Source organism: Streptomyces sp. NPDC026672 (assembly GCF_040638185.1).
Classification (GTDB): Bacteria; Actinomycetota; Actinomycetes; order Streptomycetales; family Streptomycetaceae; genus Streptomyces.
The window spans coordinates 30,138-45,000 of the sequence record NZ_JBEZXS010000010.1 but is presented as its reverse complement, the minus strand read 5'-3'; the positions used below and the strand labels follow the sequence as shown (position 1 = coordinate 45,000).

15 protein-coding genes are annotated in these 14,863 nt (G+C 71.8%); 10 read left to right on the top strand and 5 right to left on the bottom strand.

Translation table 11 applies throughout. The annotated features are described in order from the left end of the window. Positions 1-139 precede the first annotated feature (139 nt). The 6 genes from AB0F77_RS13935 (at position 140) to AB0F77_RS13910 (ending at position 5,063) form a co-directional block, all read left to right on the top strand. Positions 140-1,201 carry a PfkB family carbohydrate kinase gene (locus AB0F77_RS13935; protein WP_361947091.1) on the top strand — a complete coding sequence of 354 codons (1,062 nt, stop codon included), beginning with the start codon at positions 140-142 and terminating at the stop codon, positions 1,199-1,201. Positions 1,202-1,378: 177 nt separating this feature from the next. After that, positions 1,379-2,446 (top strand): PhoH family protein, encoded by a 1,068-nt coding sequence (locus AB0F77_RS13930; protein WP_361946648.1) that lies wholly within the window; start codon positions 1,379-1,381, stop codon positions 2,444-2,446. Positions 2,447-2,461: 15 nt separating this feature from the next. After that, positions 2,462-2,959, top strand: coding sequence for an rRNA maturation RNase YbeY (gene ybeY / locus AB0F77_RS13925; protein ID WP_189311176.1), 498 nt, complete (start codon positions 2,462-2,464; stop codon positions 2,957-2,959). 16 nt (positions 2,960-2,975) lie between these two features. Further along, a complete protein-coding gene (locus AB0F77_RS13920) occupies positions 2,976-4,277 on the top strand; it encodes a hemolysin family protein (protein ID WP_361946644.1) in 1,302 nt (433 codons plus the stop codon). Beyond that, positions 4,274-4,633, top strand: coding sequence for an MmcQ/YjbR family DNA-binding protein (locus AB0F77_RS13915; RefSeq protein WP_361946641.1), 360 nt, complete (start codon positions 4,274-4,276; stop codon positions 4,631-4,633). Before AB0F77_RS13920 ends, AB0F77_RS13915 begins: the two co-directional genes overlap by 4 nt. Positions 4,634-4,709: 76 nt before the next feature. Continuing rightward, positions 4,710-5,063, top strand: a complete 354-nt coding sequence (locus AB0F77_RS13910) for a cytidine deaminase (protein WP_361946638.1) — start codon at positions 4,710-4,712, stop codon at positions 5,061-5,063. A gap of 31 nt (positions 5,064-5,094) precedes the next feature. Here AB0F77_RS13910 and AB0F77_RS13905 read toward each other — a convergent pair whose 3' ends face one another. After that, a complete protein-coding gene (locus AB0F77_RS13905; RefSeq protein ID WP_361946636.1) occupies positions 5,095-5,433 on the bottom strand; it encodes a P-II family nitrogen regulator in 339 nt (112 codons plus the stop codon). Then, entirely contained in the window at positions 5,430-6,737 is a 1,308-nt protein-coding gene (locus AB0F77_RS13900; RefSeq protein ID WP_361946633.1) for an ammonium transporter, read from the bottom strand. The genes AB0F77_RS13905 and AB0F77_RS13900 overlap by 4 nt, the downstream gene beginning before the upstream one ends. 163 nt (positions 6,738-6,900) lie before the next feature. Between AB0F77_RS13900 and era the strand changes: the two genes are divergently transcribed. After that, positions 6,901-7,854: a GTPase Era gene (gene era, locus AB0F77_RS13895; protein WP_361946630.1), complete on the top strand. Its 954-nt coding sequence runs from the start codon at positions 6,901-6,903 to the stop codon at positions 7,852-7,854. Positions 7,855-7,864: 10 nt separating this feature from the next. Here era and AB0F77_RS13890 read toward each other — a convergent pair whose 3' ends face one another. From AB0F77_RS13890 to AB0F77_RS13880, 3 genes are read right to left on the bottom strand one after another with little or no spacing between them, the layout of a single operon-like run. Further along, a complete protein-coding gene (locus tag AB0F77_RS13890) occupies positions 7,865-9,184 on the bottom strand; it encodes a GH1 family beta-glucosidase (RefSeq protein WP_361946628.1) in 1,320 nt (439 codons plus the stop codon). A gap of 53 nt (positions 9,185-9,237) precedes the next feature. Then, on the bottom strand, positions 9,238-9,504 hold the full coding sequence (locus AB0F77_RS13885) for a protealysin inhibitor emfourin (RefSeq protein WP_361946625.1): 267 nt from the start codon (positions 9,502-9,504) through the stop codon (positions 9,238-9,240). A gap of 29 nt (positions 9,505-9,533) precedes the next feature. Then, positions 9,534-10,604: a M4 family metallopeptidase gene (locus AB0F77_RS13880; RefSeq protein WP_361946622.1), complete on the bottom strand. Its 1,071-nt coding sequence runs from the start codon at positions 10,602-10,604 to the stop codon at positions 9,534-9,536. Between the two features lie 351 nt (positions 10,605-10,955). Between AB0F77_RS13880 and leuA the strand changes: the two genes are divergently transcribed. The 3 genes from leuA to AB0F77_RS13865 all read left to right on the top strand — a co-directional run bounded on the left by leuA (position 10,956) and on the right by AB0F77_RS13865 (position 14,808). Next, positions 10,956-12,677 (top strand): 2-isopropylmalate synthase, encoded by a 1,722-nt coding sequence (gene leuA, locus AB0F77_RS13875; RefSeq protein WP_361946619.1) that lies wholly within the window; start codon positions 10,956-10,958, stop codon positions 12,675-12,677. A gap of 184 nt (positions 12,678-12,861) precedes the next feature. Continuing rightward, positions 12,862-13,557 (top strand): TerB family tellurite resistance protein, encoded by a 696-nt coding sequence (locus AB0F77_RS13870; RefSeq protein ID WP_361946616.1) that lies wholly within the window; start codon positions 12,862-12,864, stop codon positions 13,555-13,557. A 63-nt stretch (positions 13,558-13,620) separates the two neighbouring features. Next, complete coding sequence (locus AB0F77_RS13865) at positions 13,621-14,808, top strand: sialidase family protein (RefSeq protein WP_361946613.1); 1,188 nt, start codon at positions 13,621-13,623, stop codon at positions 14,806-14,808. The last annotated feature ends 55 nt before the right edge of the window (positions 14,809-14,863 follow it).

Sequence of the window (14,863 nt, the reverse complement as noted above, 5' to 3'; positions counted from 1 at the left end):
GTGCTGTCCGTGACGTGGTGCACACTGGCCAGATCCGCACCACGTCAGGGAGCGCACCGTGAGCCCGTCCCCAGCGTTCGCCGGAGAGGAACCGGAGCACGCCGCCGAAACAGCCCGCTGCCAGACCCAGGTCGACCCCCTGGCCGGCCTGCGCACGGCCGCCGATCCGCCCTGCGACGTCTACCTCACCGGCACCGTCTTCCTGGACATCGTCTTCACCGGACTCGCCTCCGCCCCCGTGCGGGGCACCGAGTCCTGGGCCCGCGGCATGGGCTCAAGCCCCGGCGGCGTCGCCAACATGGCCGCCGCCCTGGCCCGCCTCGGTCTGCGCACGTCCCTCGCCGCCGCCTTCGGCGACGACCACTACGGCGAGTACTGCTGGGACGCGCTCGCCCTCGGCGAGGGCATCGACCTCACCCCCTCGCGCACCGTCCCCGGCTGGCACTCCCCGGTCACCGTCTCCATGGCGTACGAGGGCGAACGCACCATGGTCTCCCACGGCCACGAACCTCCCCCCGAGGAGCCCGCCCCCGACTGTCCGCCCCGCTCCCGCGCCGCCGTCGCCTCCCTCACCCCCGGCAGACGCGCCCCCTGGATCGCCCAGGCCGCCCGCAAGGGCGCCCGGATCTTCGCCGACGTCGGCTGGGACGACACCGGCGCCTGGGACCTGGCCGGCCTCGCCGACCTCGAACACTGCGAGGCGTTCCTGCCCAACGCCGCCGAGGCCATGCGCTACACCGGCGCCGACTCCCCGCGCGCCGCCGCCCACGCCCTCACCGAGTACGTGCCGGTGGCCGTGGTCACCCTCGGCTCCGAGGGCGCCTACGCCGTCGACCGGCGCACCGGCGAGACCGCCGAGGTCCCCGCCATCGCCGTGGAGGCCCTGGACCCCACCGGCGCGGGGGACGTGTTCGTCGCCGGCTTCGTCACCGGCACCCTGGCCGGCTGGCCGCTCGCCGACCGCCTCGCCTTCGCCGGGCTCACCGCGGCGCTGTCCGTGCAGGAGTTCGGCGGCTCGCTGTCCGCGCCCGGCTGGAGCGAGATCGGCGCCTGGTGGCGCGAGGTCCAGTCCGCGCCCGGCCAGGACCCGGCCGCGCTGCGCCGCTACGCGTTCCTGGAGCGCCTGGTCCCCGAGGAGCAGGCGCGGCCCTGGCCGCTGCGCCGCGCGGTGCCGACGATCGGCTTCCGCCGCTCGGCCTGACCGGGACCGGACCCGAACGGTCGCGAACGGGCCTCGTGGACATCGGGTTGAACATCGGACAGGCATACGGAAAAGCCCTACGGCGTTGTCAGTCCACCGTCGTACCCTTGAATCGCGAGGCCGCCCTCAGCTACGCGGCCGTGACGAGGAGGAACCGCAGGCCTTCAGCGCCGGCCCATGACTCAGACACCCACAGCTCACACCCCCGCGCAGGGGCAGGCGAGAGCACAGTTCACGGTCCCCGCCCAGCACCCGATGGTCACCGTTCTGGGATCCGGTGACTCCCTCCTGCGCGTGATCGAGAAGGCTTTCCCGGCGGCCGACATCCACGTCCGGGGCAATGAGGTCAGCGCCGTCGGCGACCCCGGTGAGGTCGCCCTCGTCCAGCGCCTGTTCGACGAGATGATGCTGGTGCTGCGCACAGGGCAGCCGATGACGGAGGACGCAGTGGAACGCTCGATCGCCATGCTGCGCGCGAGCGAGAACGGGGAGGGCCCGGAGGAGACCCCGGCCCAGGTGCTCACACAGAACATCCTGTCCTCGCGCGGTCGCACGATCCGCCCCAAGACCCTCAACCAGAAGCGGTACGTCGACGCGATCGACCACCACACGATCGTCTTCGGCATCGGCCCCGCCGGCACCGGCAAGACCTACCTCGCCATGGCCAAGGCGGTGCAGGCCCTCCAGTCCAAGCAGGTCAACCGCATCATCCTCACCCGCCCCGCGGTCGAGGCAGGCGAGCGCCTGGGCTTCCTGCCCGGCACGCTCTACGAGAAGATCGACCCCTATCTGCGCCCGCTGTACGACGCGCTGCACGACATGCTCGACCCCGACTCCATCCCCCGTCTGATGGCGGCCGGGACGATCGAGGTCGCGCCGCTGGCGTACATGCGCGGCCGTACGCTCAACGACGCCTTCATCATCCTGGACGAGGCCCAGAACACGAGCCCCGAGCAGATGAAGATGTTCCTCACCCGCCTCGGATTCGACTCGAAGATCGTCATCACCGGTGACGTGACCCAGGTCGACCTGCCGAACGGCACCAAGTCCGGTCTGCGGCAGGTGCAGGACATCCTGGAGGGCGTCGACGACGTCCACTTCTCCCGTCTCTCCTCCCACGATGTCGTACGGCACAAGCTGGTGGGCCGTATCGTCGACGCGTACGAGAAGTACGACAGCACGCACGGCACCGAGAACGGCGGCCACAAGGGCAGCCGGGGCAGGTCCGGGCACAAGGGGAAGTAGAGACACGGCAGCACCATGTCGATCGACGTCAACAACGAGTCCGGAACCGAGGTCGACGAGCAGGCGATCCTCGACATCGCCCGCTACGCGCTCGCGCGGATGCGCATCCACCCGCTCTCCGAGCTCTCGGTGATCGTCGTGGACGCCGACGCCATGGAGCAGCTGCACATCCAGTGGATGGACCTGCCGGGGCCCACCGATGTCATGTCCTTCCCGATGGACGAGCTGCGCCCGCCGGCCAAGGACGACGACGAGCCCCCGCAGGGACTCCTCGGCGACATCGTGCTGTGCCCCGAGGTCGCCGCCAAGCAGGGGGCCGAGGCGCCCACGCAGCACACCATGGACGAGGAGCTCCAACTGCTCACCGTCCACGGTGTGCTGCACCTGCTGGGCTACGACCACGAGGAACCGGACGAGAAGGCCGAGATGTTCGGCCTCCAGGCGGCCATCGTGGACGGCTGGCGCGCGGAGAAGGGCCTCACCGGCCCCTCCCCGGCGCCGACGGTCTCGTAGGGCGGGCCGGCCCCGGATGAGTCCCCAGATCGTCGTCGGCGCGATCGCCCTCGTCGTCGTGGCCTGGCTGGCCGCCTGCGCCGAGGCCGCCCTCGCCCGCGTCTCCAGCTTCCGTGCCGAGGAGGCCGTCAAGTCCGGCCGCCGCGGCAGCGCCAAGCTGGCCCAGGTCGCCGCCGACCCCACCCGCTACCTCAACGTCGCGCTGCTGGTGCGCGTCGCCTGCGAGATGGCCGCCGCCGCGCTGGTCACCTACGCCTGCCTCCAGGAGTTCTCGGACACGGCCGAGGCGCTGCTCATCGCCATCGCCGTCATGGTCCTCGTGTCGTACGTCGCCGTCGGCGTCTCGCCGCGCACCATCGGCCGCCAGCACCCGCTGAACACGGCCACGGCCGCCGCGTACGTCCTGCTGCCGCTCGCCCGGGTCATGGGCCCGATCCCGTCGCTGCTCATCCTCATCGGCAACGCGCTCACCCCCGGAAAGGGCTTCCGGCGCGGCCCGTTCGCCTCCGAGGCCGAGCTGCGGGCGCTGGTCGACCTCGCCGAGCAGGAGTCGCTGATCGAGGACGAGGAGCGCCGCATGGTGCACTCCGTCTTCGAACTCGGCGACACCCTGGTGCGCGAGGTGATGGTCCCGCGCACCGACCTCGTGGTCATCGAGCGCTACAAGACCATCCGCCAGGCGCTCACCCTCGCGCTGCGCTCCGGCTTCTCCCGCATCCCGGTGACCGGCGAGAGCGAGGACGACATCGTCGGGATGGTCTATCTGAAGGACCTGGTCCGCAAGACGCACATCAGCCGCGACGCCGAGAACGACCTGGTGTCCACGGCCATGCGGCCCGCGTTCTTCGTGCCCGACACCAAGAACGCGGGCGACCTGCTGCGTGAGATGCAGAAGGAGCGCAACCACGTCGCCGTCGTCATTGACGAGTACGGCGGCACCGCGGGCATCGTCACCATCGAGGACATCCTGGAGGAGATCGTCGGCGAGATCACCGACGAGTACGACCGGGAGCTGCCGCCCGTGCAGGACCTGGGCGACGACCGCCACCGGGTCACCGCCCGCCTCGACATCACCGACCTCGGCGAGCTGTACGGCCTGGAGGAGTACGACGACGAGGACGTGGAGACCGTCGGCGGGCTGCTCGCCAAGGCGCTCGGCCGGGTGCCCATCGCCGGGGCCTCCGCGGTCGTGGCGCTGCCCGACGGGCGCGAACTCCGGCTCACGGCGGAGGCCGCGGCGGGTCGCCGGAACAAGATCGTGACCGTCCTGGTGGAGCCGCTGGGCCGGGCCGGACCCCCGGAGGAGGAGCCCGAGTGACCCCGCAGCGGCTCCGCGCCCTCTGCCTCTCCTTCAACGCGACCGTCGAGGACTTCCCGTTCAACCCGGAGACGTCCGTCTTCAAGGTGCTGGGGAAGATGTTCGCCCTGACGAGCCTGGACGCGCGCCCGCTGACGGTGAACCTCAAGTGCGACCCGGAGGACGCGATCCGGCTGCGCGCCGAGCACGAGGGGCTGATCGTCCCCGGCTGGCACATGAACAAGCGGCACTGGAACACGGTCACCGTGGACGGAGGGCTCCCGGACCGGCTGGTGCGGGAGCTGGTGGAGGACTCCTACGACCTGGTCGTCGCCGGGCTGCCGCGCGCCGAGCGGCTGCGGCTCGACCGCCCCTGACCCGGGCGTGCGGCCCCCCGGCCGGCCGGGGGACCCGTCGCGGGGCGGCCGGGAACGTGATCCGTATGCTCGGGTCATGACCGACAGCAGCGCGCTCGACCCCGAGGACCGCAAGATCGTCACCCTGGCCCGTTCCGCGCGGGCCCGCAACGGCGTGCCCGAGGGCGCGGCCGTACGGGACGAGACGGGCCGTACCTACGTCGCCGGGACCGTCGCCCTCGACTCCCTGCGCCTGAGCGCGCTGCGGACGGCGGTGGCCATGGCCGTGGCGTCCGGCGCGACGTCCCTGGAGGCGGCGGCGGTGGTGAGCGCGGCGGAGTCCGTCCCGGACGAGGACCGCGCGGCGGTGCGCGACCTGGGCGGCCCCGCGACCCCCGTCCTGCTGGCGGCCCCGGACGGCACGGTGCACACGACCCTCGCGGCCGGCTGACCCCGGCCCGGGGCGTCGCGGGCGTCCGGTGTCAGAGGGCGTCCGGGCCCTGTTCGCCGGTGCGGACCCGGGTGACGGTGTCGACCGGGAGGGACCAGACCTTGCCGTCGCCGATCTTGCCGGTGCGCGCGGCCCCCACCACCGCGTCGATCACGTTCTCCGCGTCCGCGTCCTCCACGACGACCTCGATGCGCACCTTGGGCACCAGGTCCACCCGGTACTCGGCACCCCGGTACACCTCCGTGTGGCCGTGCTGCCTGCCGTAGCCGCTGGCCTCGGTCACGGTCAGCCCCCGCACGCCCAGTTCCTGGAGGGCGGTCTTGACCGCGTCGAGGCGGTGCGGCTTCACGACCGCGGTGATCAGCTTCATGAGGGGGAGTCGGCCTTCCGGACGGCGGGGACGGAGTGGGCGACCGGGGCGCCGTGCCCCAGGACCCCGTGATCGTAGGCCGTCTCGGCGTGCACCGTAAGGTCCAGCCCGGTGTGCTCCTGCTCCTCGCTCGCCCGGAACCCCATCACCCGGTCGATCACCTTGCCGATGCCGTACGTCACCGCGAACGCGTACGCCCCCACGGCGAGCACCGCCACCAGCTGCCGGCCGAGCTGCCCGAACCCGCCCCCGTACAGCAGCCCCTGCGCGCCGCCCGTCATCCCGCGCACCGCGAAGACGCCGATCAGCACCGTGCCGATGATCCCGCCGACCAGGTGCACCCCGACGACGTCCAGCGAGTCGTCGTAGTTCAGCCGGAACTTCCAGCTCACCGCGTACGAGCACACCACGCCCGCGGCGAGCCCCACGACCAGCGCGCCCGGCAGCGACACCGCGCCGCAGGACGGGGTGATCGCGACCAGGCCGGCGACCGCGCCGGAGGCCGCGCCCAGCGTCGTGGGGTGCCCGTCGCGCCGCTGCTCGACGAACAGCCAGCCCAGCAGCCCGGTGCAGCCGGCCGCCAGGGTGTTGAGGAAGGCGGCGGCCGCGAGACCGTTCGCGCCGAGCGCGGAGCCCGCGTTGAAGCCGAACCAGCCGAACCACAGCAGTCCGGCGCCCAGCACGACCAGCGGCAGGTTGTGCGGGCGCATCGCGTCCTTCCTGAACCCCAGCCGGGGCCCGAGGACCAGGCACAGCGCGAGCCCCGAGGCGCCCGAGGTGATCTCGACGGGCAGCCCGCCCGCGAAGTCCAGCGCACCGAGCCCGTCGAGTATCCAGCCGCCCGGCCCCCAGACCCAGTGGGCGACGGGAACGTATACGAGCAGCGCCCACACGGGCACGAACACCAGCCACGCCCCGAACTTGGCCCGGTCCGCGACCGCACCGCTGATCAGCGCCGCCGTGATGATCGCGAAGGTCAGCTGGAAGGTGGCGAACAGCAGCGTGGGGACCGTGCCGTGCAGACTGTCCGGGCCGATGCCGGACATGCCCGCGTGCCGGAGGCCGCCGAGGAGGCCGGCGCCGATGTCGTCGCCGAAGGCCAGCGAGTAGCCGCCCGCGAGCCAGACCACCGTCACCAGGGCGATCGACACGAAGCTCATCATCAGCATGTTGAGGACGCTCTTCGTGCGGACCATGCCGCCGTAGAAGAGGGCGAGCCCCGGCGTCATCAGGAGGACGAGGGCGGTGGCGGCGAGCAGCCAGGCGGTGTCGCCGGTGTCGGCCTTCGCTGCGATGAGGATCACGGGCGTCTCCAACGGTGTGGGGTCCCGTCAGAGGGTCATGGGCATCCGTTTCCGGTTGCGTACGGGTGTGTTTCCGTGACGTTTCGTTGCGTACGGGTTTCCGGAACCTCACGGCCCCGGGCGTGGTGCGGTGGGGTCTCGTGGATCAGGGACAATGAAGCCCATGAGCGTTCGTACCCCGTCATCCGACCAGCCCGCCGAGGCCGTGCACCGCGCCGGCTTCGCCTGCTTCGTGGGCCGCCCCAACGCGGGCAAGTCCACCCTCACGAACGCTCTGGTCGGGCAGAAGGTGGCGATCACGTCCAACCGGCCGCAGACCACCCGGCACACGGTGCGGGGCATCGTGCACCGCCCCGAGGCCCAGCTGATCCTGGTGGACACCCCCGGCCTGCACAAGCCGCGCACACTGCTCGGCGAGCGGCTGAACGACGTGGTGCGCACCACGTGGGCCGAGGTCGACGTGATCGGTTTCTGCCTGCCCGCCGACCAGAAGATCGGCCCCGGCGATCGGTTCATCGCCAAGGAGCTCGCGGGCATCCGCAAGACGCCCAAGGTGGCGATCGTCACCAAGACCGACCTCGTCGACTCCAAGGCGCTGGCCGAGCAGCTCATCGCGATCGACCAGCTGGGCAAGGAGCTCGGCTTCGAGTGGGCGGAGATCGTCCCGGTGTCCGCGGTCGGTGACCGGCAGGTGGACCTGCTGGCCGACCTGCTCGTCCCGCTCCTCCCGGAGGGCCCCGCGCTCTACCCGGAGGGCGACCTCACGGACGAGCCCGAGCAGGTCATGGTCGCCGAGCTGATCCGTGAGGCCGCGCTGGAGGGCGTCCGCGACGAACTGCCGCACTCCATCGCGGTGGTGGTGGAGGAGATGCTGCCGCGCGAGGACCGCCCGGCCGACCGCCCCCTGCTGGACATCCACGCCAACCTCTACATCGAGCGCCCCAGCCAGAAGGGCATCGTCATCGGCCCCCAGGGCAAGCGCCTGAAGGAGGTCGGCATCAAGTCCCGCAAGCAGATCGAGGCGCTTCTCGGCACCCCGGTCTTCCTCGACCTCCACGTCAAGGTGGCCAAGGACTGGCAGCGCGACCCGAAGCAGCTCAGGCGCCTCGGCTTCTGACCGCCCGGCGTCAGGCCCGCTGCCCCTCCAGCAGCTTCCGGAACCAGTGGTACGAGGACTTCGGGGTGCGGGTCCGGGTGGCGAAGTCGACGTGGACCAGGCCGAAGCGGCGGGTGTAGCCCTCCGCCCACTCGAAGTTGTCCAGCAGCGACCACACGAAGTAGCCGCGCACGTCCACGCCGGACTCCAGGGCCCGGTGCAGGGCCCTGACGTGGGCGTCGAGATAGGCGATCCGCTCCTGGTCGTCGAGGCCCTCGTAGGAGCAGCCGTTCTCCGTGATCACCACCGGCGGGAGACGGTCGCCGTAGCGGTCGCGGAACGTGGTGAGCAGTTCGGTCAGGCCCTCCGGGACCACCGGCCAGCCGAAGTCGGTCAGCGGGCGGTCCTCGATCTGCCGTACCGAGAAGGGGAGTTCGGCCGGCATCGTGAGCCCGCCGAACGCGGTGTCCGACTCCCGCGGGGCGCCGACCCGGGTCGGCGCGTAGTAGTTGACGCCGTACCAGTCGACCGGCTCGGCGATGGCCTCCAGGTCCTCGGCCACGTCGCCCGGCATCAGTTCGCCGAGCCCGTCCGGGTAGGCGCCGAGCAGCAGCGGCTCGGCGAACAGCCGGTTGAGCAGCAGGTCGTAGAAGCCGGCCGCCTCCAGGTCGGCGGGCTCGGACGAGGCCGGCCAGGTCGGGCCGTGGGAGTTGGCGACGCCGATGTCCCGTGCCCCGGCCGCGCGCAGCGCCCGCACCGCGAGGCCGTGCGCGAGGAGCTGGTGGTGGGCGGCCGGCAGCGCGTCGAACAGCAGTCGCTTCCCGGGCGCGTGGGCGCCGAGCGCATGGCCGAGCAGGGTGTGCTCGGCGGGCTCGTTGAGGGTGATCCATGTGCCGACGCGGTCGCCGAGCCGGTCCGCGACCTCCGTCACGTAGTCGGCGAAGCGTTCCGCGGTGTCCCGCTCCAGCCAGTCCAGCCGGGCGGGCAGGTCCCAGTGGAAGAGGGTCGGCACGGGCCGTACGCCCGCCGCGCACAGCTCGTCGACCAGCCGGTCGTAGAAGTCCAGGCCCCGCGGGGAGTTCACCCGCGGCCAGGAGACGGAGAAGCGGTACGCGTCCACGCCGAGGCCGGCCAGCAGGGCCACGTCCTCGCGGTAGCGGTGGTAGTGGTCGCAGGCCACCGCCGCCGTCGAGCCGTCCTTCACCCGGCCAGGCGCGGCGGTGAACTCGTCCCACACGGACGGCTCGCGCTCGTCGGCCGCGCCCTCGATCTGGTGCGCCGAGGTCGACACGCCCCACAGGAAACCGGCCGGGAACCGCGGCATCGTCTTGGTCGCCATGGACCGGATCATCCGCACCCGGACCGCCGTGCGTCAACGGGCCCGCGGCACAACGGAGTCGGTCCTCACGCTCCTTCCCCGAGGACCCGGGAGATCAGCGTCCGCTGCTCCTGCGTCAGCCGCGGGTCCGCCGTGTAGACGGTCCTCCCGTCCACGGTGATCTGGTAGTCGAAGCCGTCCGGCACCCCGGGGGGCGGTGTGCCCCGGCCGGCGGCGAGTGCCCGCTCGGCCAGGGCGTGCCACTCGCTCGCGTCGGGCCGCCCCGAGGTGTCCACCTCGGCACGGCGCTCGATGCCCGCGAACCCGCCCGTGCGCCTCACCTGAATCCGCATGGTTCCTGTCTAGTACGGATCGCGCGCGGCTACGAGGTGGGCACCCCGACCCGCTGCCACGCCTTCAGCACGGCCTCCAGCTCCTCGCCCTCCTGGTAGCGGGCCCGGGCGGCCGCGACCGTGAGCTTCGCGAAGTCGGCGAAGTTCGCCCGGGTCTCCAGCCCGCCGCCGGTGAGGACGTCGTACCAGATCTGCCCGGCCCGCTCCCAGGCGTTCCCGCCGAGCGCGGTCGCGGCCAGGTAGAAGGCGTGGTTGGGGATGCCGGAGTTGATGTGCACACCTCCGTTGTCCCGGCCGGTGTGCACGTAGTCGTCCATCGTCGCGGGCTGCGGGTCCTTGCCGAGGACGTCGTCGTCGTACGCCGTGCCCGGTGCCTTCATCGAGCGCAGCGCGGTGCCGGTGACGCGCGGGGCGAGCAGGCCCGCGCCGATCAGCCAGTCGGCGTCGGTCGCGGTCTGGCCCAGCGAGTACTGCTTGATCAGCGAGCCGAAGACGTCCGAGAGCGACTCGTTGAGCGCGCCGGACTGGCCGAAGTAGGTGAGGTTCGCCGTGTACTGGGTGACACCGTGGGTCAGCTCGTGGCCGATGACGTCCACCGGGATGGTGAAGTCGAGGAAGATCTCGCCGTCGCCGTCGCCGAACACCATCTGCTCGCCGTTCCAGAAGGCGTTGTCGTAGTTCTCGCCGTAGTGCACGGTGGCGTCGAGGGGGAGGCCGTCGCCGTCGATGGAGTCGCGGCCGTACGCCTTCAGATAGAGCTCGAAGGTGGCGCCGAGACCCGCGTAGGCCCGGTTGACGGTGGCGTCCCGGCCCGGTTCGGAGCCCTCCTCGCGGACCTTCTCGCCGGGCAGGTCCTCACGGTGCCCCGCGTCGTAGATCGTGCGGTGCGGGCGGTCGGCGGCGGCGTCGGCGGGCGGGGCGACGGAGGGGGCGCCGACCACGGTGGTCAGCCGGCGGCGGGTGCGCTGGTAGGCGTCGCGCTCCAGGGTGCTGCGCGCGGGGCCGGACAGTGCGGAGTCCCCGTGCTGGGCGAGCCGGTCGAGGACGTGGGGCGGCACGATGGTGCAGAAGACGGGCTGGAAGCCCCCGTGGTTGGTCATGCCCGGCACCCTTGCACCGGGTGATGGGCCTGTCACTACCCGCAACCATGATTGGTGAAATACGCGGACATTCGGCATGGGGTAGTTGCGGAGAGTGGTATAGCGCACTTTTTGTCCTATTTCCGGCCCGGGTTCCGCATACTGATACGGGCCCACGCGTCCGGCACGGCTCGGCTAGGCTGCGCAGCATCATGCGTTTCGGGCTGCTTCTCCTTAGCTGCCGCGGCGAGGGCCTGTAGTCGAGGCCGACCCCCTCCCCGCGGAGCTTGGCGTTGCGTCGTCGGCCGTCCTTCCGGACACGGGACACACCGGATCACCGGACCCCGCCCCAATCGAGGAGCCCACGCGATCATGGCGAACCGCCAGCAGCCCAGTTCCATGCCGATCCACAAGTACGGCCGCTACGAGCAGGTAGACATCCCCGACCGCACCTGGCCGGACCGGCGGGTCACCGCCGCCCCCCGCTGGCTCTCCACGGACCTGCGCGACGGCAACCAGGCCCTGATCGACCCGATGTCGCCCGAGCGCAAGCGCCGGATGTTCGACCAGCTGGTCACGATGGGCTACAAGGAGATCGAGGTCGGCTTCCCCGCCTCCGGCCAGACCGACTTCGACTTCGTGCGCTCGATCGTCGAGGAGGAGGGCGCGATCCCGGAGGACGTGACCATCTCCGTGCTGACCCAGGCCCGTGAGGACCTGATCGAGCGGACCGTGGAGTCCCTGAAGGGCGCCAGGCGCGCCAACGTCCACCTCTACAACGCGACCGCCCCGGTCTTCCGCCGCGTCGTCTTCCGCGGCTCCAAGGACGACATCAAGCAGATCGCCGTCGACGGCACCCGCCTGGTGATGGAGTACGCCGAGAAACTGCTGGGCCCCGAGACCGAGTTCGGCTACCAGTACTCGCCCGAGATCTTCACCGACACCGAACTGGACTTCGCGCTGGAGGTCTGCGAGGCGGTCATGGACGTCTGGCAGCCCGGTCCGGGCCGCGAGATCATCCTCAACCTGCCCGCCACGGTGGAGCGTTCGACGCCGTCCACGCACGCCGACCGCTTCGAGTGGATGCACCGCAACCTCTCCCGCCGCGAGCACGTGTGCCTGTCGGTCCACCCGCACAACGACCGCGGCACCGCCGTCGCCGCCGCCGAACTCGCCCTGATGGCCGGCGCCGACCGGATCGAGGGCTGTCTGTTCGGACAGGGCGAGCGCACCGGCAACGTCGACCTGGTCACCCTGGGCATGAACCTGTTCTCCCAGGGCGTCGACCCGCAGATCGACTTCTCCGACATCGACGAGATCCGCCGTACGTGGGAGTACTGCAACCAGATGGAGGTCCACCCGCGCCACCCGTACGTGGGCGACCTGGTCTTCACGTCCTTCTCCGGCTCCCACCAGGACGCCATCAAGAAGGGCTTCGACGCCATGGAGGCCGACGCCGCGGCCAGGGGCGTCACCGTCGACGACATCGAGTGGGCGGTCCCGTACCTGCCGATCGACCCGAAGGACGTCGGCCGCTCCTACGAGGCGGTCATCCGGGTCAACTCCCAGTCGGGCAAGGGCGGCATCGCGTACGTCCTGAAGAACGACCACAAGCTGGACCTGCCGCGCCGGATGCAGATCGAGTTCTCGCGGATCATCCAGGCGAAGACGGACGCCGAGGGCGGGGAGATCACGCCGGGCGAGATCTGGACGGTCTTCCGCGACGAGTACCTGCCGAACCCCGAGAACCCCTGGGGCCGCATCCAGGTGCGCACCGGCCAGTCGACCACCGACACGGACGGCGTGGACACGCTGACCGTGGAGGCCACGGTCGAGGGCGAGGACACCGTCCTGACCGGTTCCGGCAACGGTCCGATCTCGGCCTTCTTCGACGCCCTGCACTCCATCGGCGTCGACGTACGCCTGCTCGACTACCAGGAGCACACCATGAGCGAGGGTGCCTCCGCGCAGGCCGCCTCGTACATCGAGTGCGCGATCGACGACAAGGTGCTGTGGGGCATCGGCATCGATGCGAACACGACGCGTGCGTCGCTGAAGGCGGTCGTCTCCGCGGTCAACCGCGCGACCCGCTGACCCCTCCCACCGGGTGTTTTCGGGCCCCGGCCGCCCCTTCGAGCGGCCGGGGCCCCATCGGTTATCGGCCATGTGACCGTGGAGGTCACGGAAAGGTCTCGTCCGGGGTACTGACTCCGCCTCGACAATGTGGCTAACATCACGCCAGCGCGGCGATGTTGCCGCGGGGCTACGGAGGTGCGACGTGCTGCCAGTACGGGGACGAGACGGCCGTGCCACCAGGGCTGCCCGCATCCTGGGTGTCCGCACCGCCTGGACACCCGTCGGGGACGGCGAGTTCTTCTGTCCGGGCTGCGGCGGCGACCGCAACTACCAGCGGCTCACCGGCCGCCGCCGGCTCACCCTGCTCGGCATGCCCGTCCTGCCGCGCGGCACCGCGGGACCGGTCGTCGAATGCGCCGCCTGCGCGTGCCACTTCGGCACCGACGTCCTCGGCCATCCCACCACCGCCCGCTTCTCCGCGATGCTCCGCGACGCCGTGCACACCGTCGCCCTCGCCGTCCTGGCCGCGGGCGGCGCGAGCGCCCGTACGGCCCTGGAGACCGCCGCGAGCACGGTGCGCGCCGCCGGATTCGCCGACTGCACCGAGGAGCAGCTCGCCGCGCTCGTGGACGCGCTGGCCGCCGACACCGGCCGGGTCCTCGGGCCGCCGTCCGGCGCGAGCCTGGCGATAGAGCTGCACGAGGCCCTCGACCCCCTCGCCCCGCACCTCGCTCCCGCGGGCCGCGAGTCGATCCTGCTCCAGGCCGCCCGCATCGCCCTCGCCGACGCCCCCTACACCCCCGCCGAACGCGACGTCCTCAGCACCGTCGGTGCCGCGCTCACCATCTGCTCCGACGACGTGACCCGGCTGATGGCCGCGGCCCGCACCCCCTCGTGACCCGTTCGGGCGAAGTGGCGCGGTCCGCCGGGCGGTCGCGGTGAACGCGGGGAACATGGCCCCGTGACCATCCTGAGCCGCGCCCTCCGCACCGCCACCGTGCTCCTCACCCCCCTGGCCTCCCTCGCCGCGCTCCACCCCGCCGCCGCGAGCCCTGGCTGCACCACCTCCGTGCCCTACACCGCGGGCGAGGGCGGCTACGACACCTACCGCATCCCCGCCACCGTGCTCACGCGCGACGGCGCCGTGCTCGCCTTCGCCGAGGGGCGGCACGACGGCGCGGGGGACAGCGGGGACATCGACGTCGTCCTGCGGCGCTCGACCGACGGGGGCTGCACCTGGGGGCCGCAGACCGTCGTGGCCGCGGGGGACGGCGACACCCGCGGCAACCCGGCCCCCGTGCTCGACCCGCGCACCGGCGCGATCGTGCTCCTGACCACCTACAACAGCGGTGCCGTGACCGAGGCGCAGATCATGCGCGGCGAGGTCACGCCCGCGCAGAGCCGCCGGGTGTTCGTCCAGCGCAGCTCCGACGACGGGCGCCACTTCGGCGCGCCCCGCGAGATCACCGCCGCGGTGAAGCGCGGCGACTGGCGCTGGTACGCGACCGGACCCGGGCACGCCGTGGCACTCACCACGGGGCCGCACAAGGGCCGCCTCGTCGTCCCCGCCAACCACTCGGCCGCCCCGCCCGCCGGCTCCTCCGACACCGGCCAGGAGGCCCGCCACTACGGCGCCCACGCCCTCTACAGCGACGACGGCGGCCGCACCTGGCGGCTGGGCTTCGTGGACGACACCTACGACGGGCTGGTCAACGCCAACGAGTCCAGTGCCGCCCAACTGCCCGACGGCAGGCTCTACTTCAGCTCCCGCGACCAGAACGGCAGCAGCCCGGGCAACCGGCTCGACGCCTACTCGTCCGACGGCGGCCGCCGCCTCGACCGCCCCTACGCCGTCCAGCACACCCTGGACGACGTCCCCGTGGTCGAGGGCTCGGTCCTCCAACTGCGCGGTGCCAGGGCCCCGTTGCTGTTCTCCGGCCCGTCCGTGCCCACCACCCGCCAGGCCATGGCGGTATGGCGCAGCACCGACGCCGGCCGAACCTTCACCAGGGCCCTGACCCTGTCCCAGGACAAGGCGGCCTACTCGGACCTGGTCCAACTCCAGGACGGCACGGTCGGTCTGACCTACGAGACAGGCACGACCAGCACCTACGAAACGATCACCTTCCGCCGCCTGAAACTCACCTGAGCTCCGTGAGGAACGCCCAGGAAGGAGCGCCCCGAAGGGGCGCGGGGAACTGCGC

Excerpts from the sequence above, each read along its gene's own strand:
- AB0F77_RS13890 (WP_361946628.1), bottom strand. The coding sequence starts at position 9,184 with ATGATCCGGTCCATGGCGACCAAGACGATGCCGCGGTTCCCGGCCGGT.
- leuA (WP_361946619.1), top strand. The coding sequence starts at position 10,956 with ATGGCGAACCGCCAGCAGCCCAGTTCCATGCCGATCCACAAGTACGGC.
- era (WP_361946630.1), top strand. The coding sequence starts at position 6,901 with ATGAGCGTTCGTACCCCGTCATCCGACCAGCCCGCCGAGGCCGTGCAC.
- AB0F77_RS13930 (WP_361946648.1), top strand. The coding sequence starts at position 1,379 with ATGACTCAGACACCCACAGCTCACACCCCCGCGCAGGGGCAGGCGAGA.
- AB0F77_RS13880 (WP_361946622.1), bottom strand. The coding sequence starts at position 10,604 with ATGACCAACCACGGGGGCTTCCAGCCCGTCTTCTGCACCATCGTGCCG.
- AB0F77_RS13910 (WP_361946638.1), top strand. The coding sequence starts at position 4,710 with ATGACCGACAGCAGCGCGCTCGACCCCGAGGACCGCAAGATCGTCACC.
- AB0F77_RS13885 (WP_361946625.1), bottom strand. The coding sequence starts at position 9,504 with ATGCGGATTCAGGTGAGGCGCACGGGCGGGTTCGCGGGCATCGAGCGC.
- ybeY (WP_189311176.1), top strand. The coding sequence starts at position 2,462 with ATGTCGATCGACGTCAACAACGAGTCCGGAACCGAGGTCGACGAGCAG.
- AB0F77_RS13905 (WP_361946636.1), bottom strand. The coding sequence starts at position 5,433 with ATGAAGCTGATCACCGCGGTCGTGAAGCCGCACCGCCTCGACGCGGTC.
- AB0F77_RS13920 (WP_361946644.1), top strand. The coding sequence starts at position 2,976 with ATGAGTCCCCAGATCGTCGTCGGCGCGATCGCCCTCGTCGTCGTGGCC.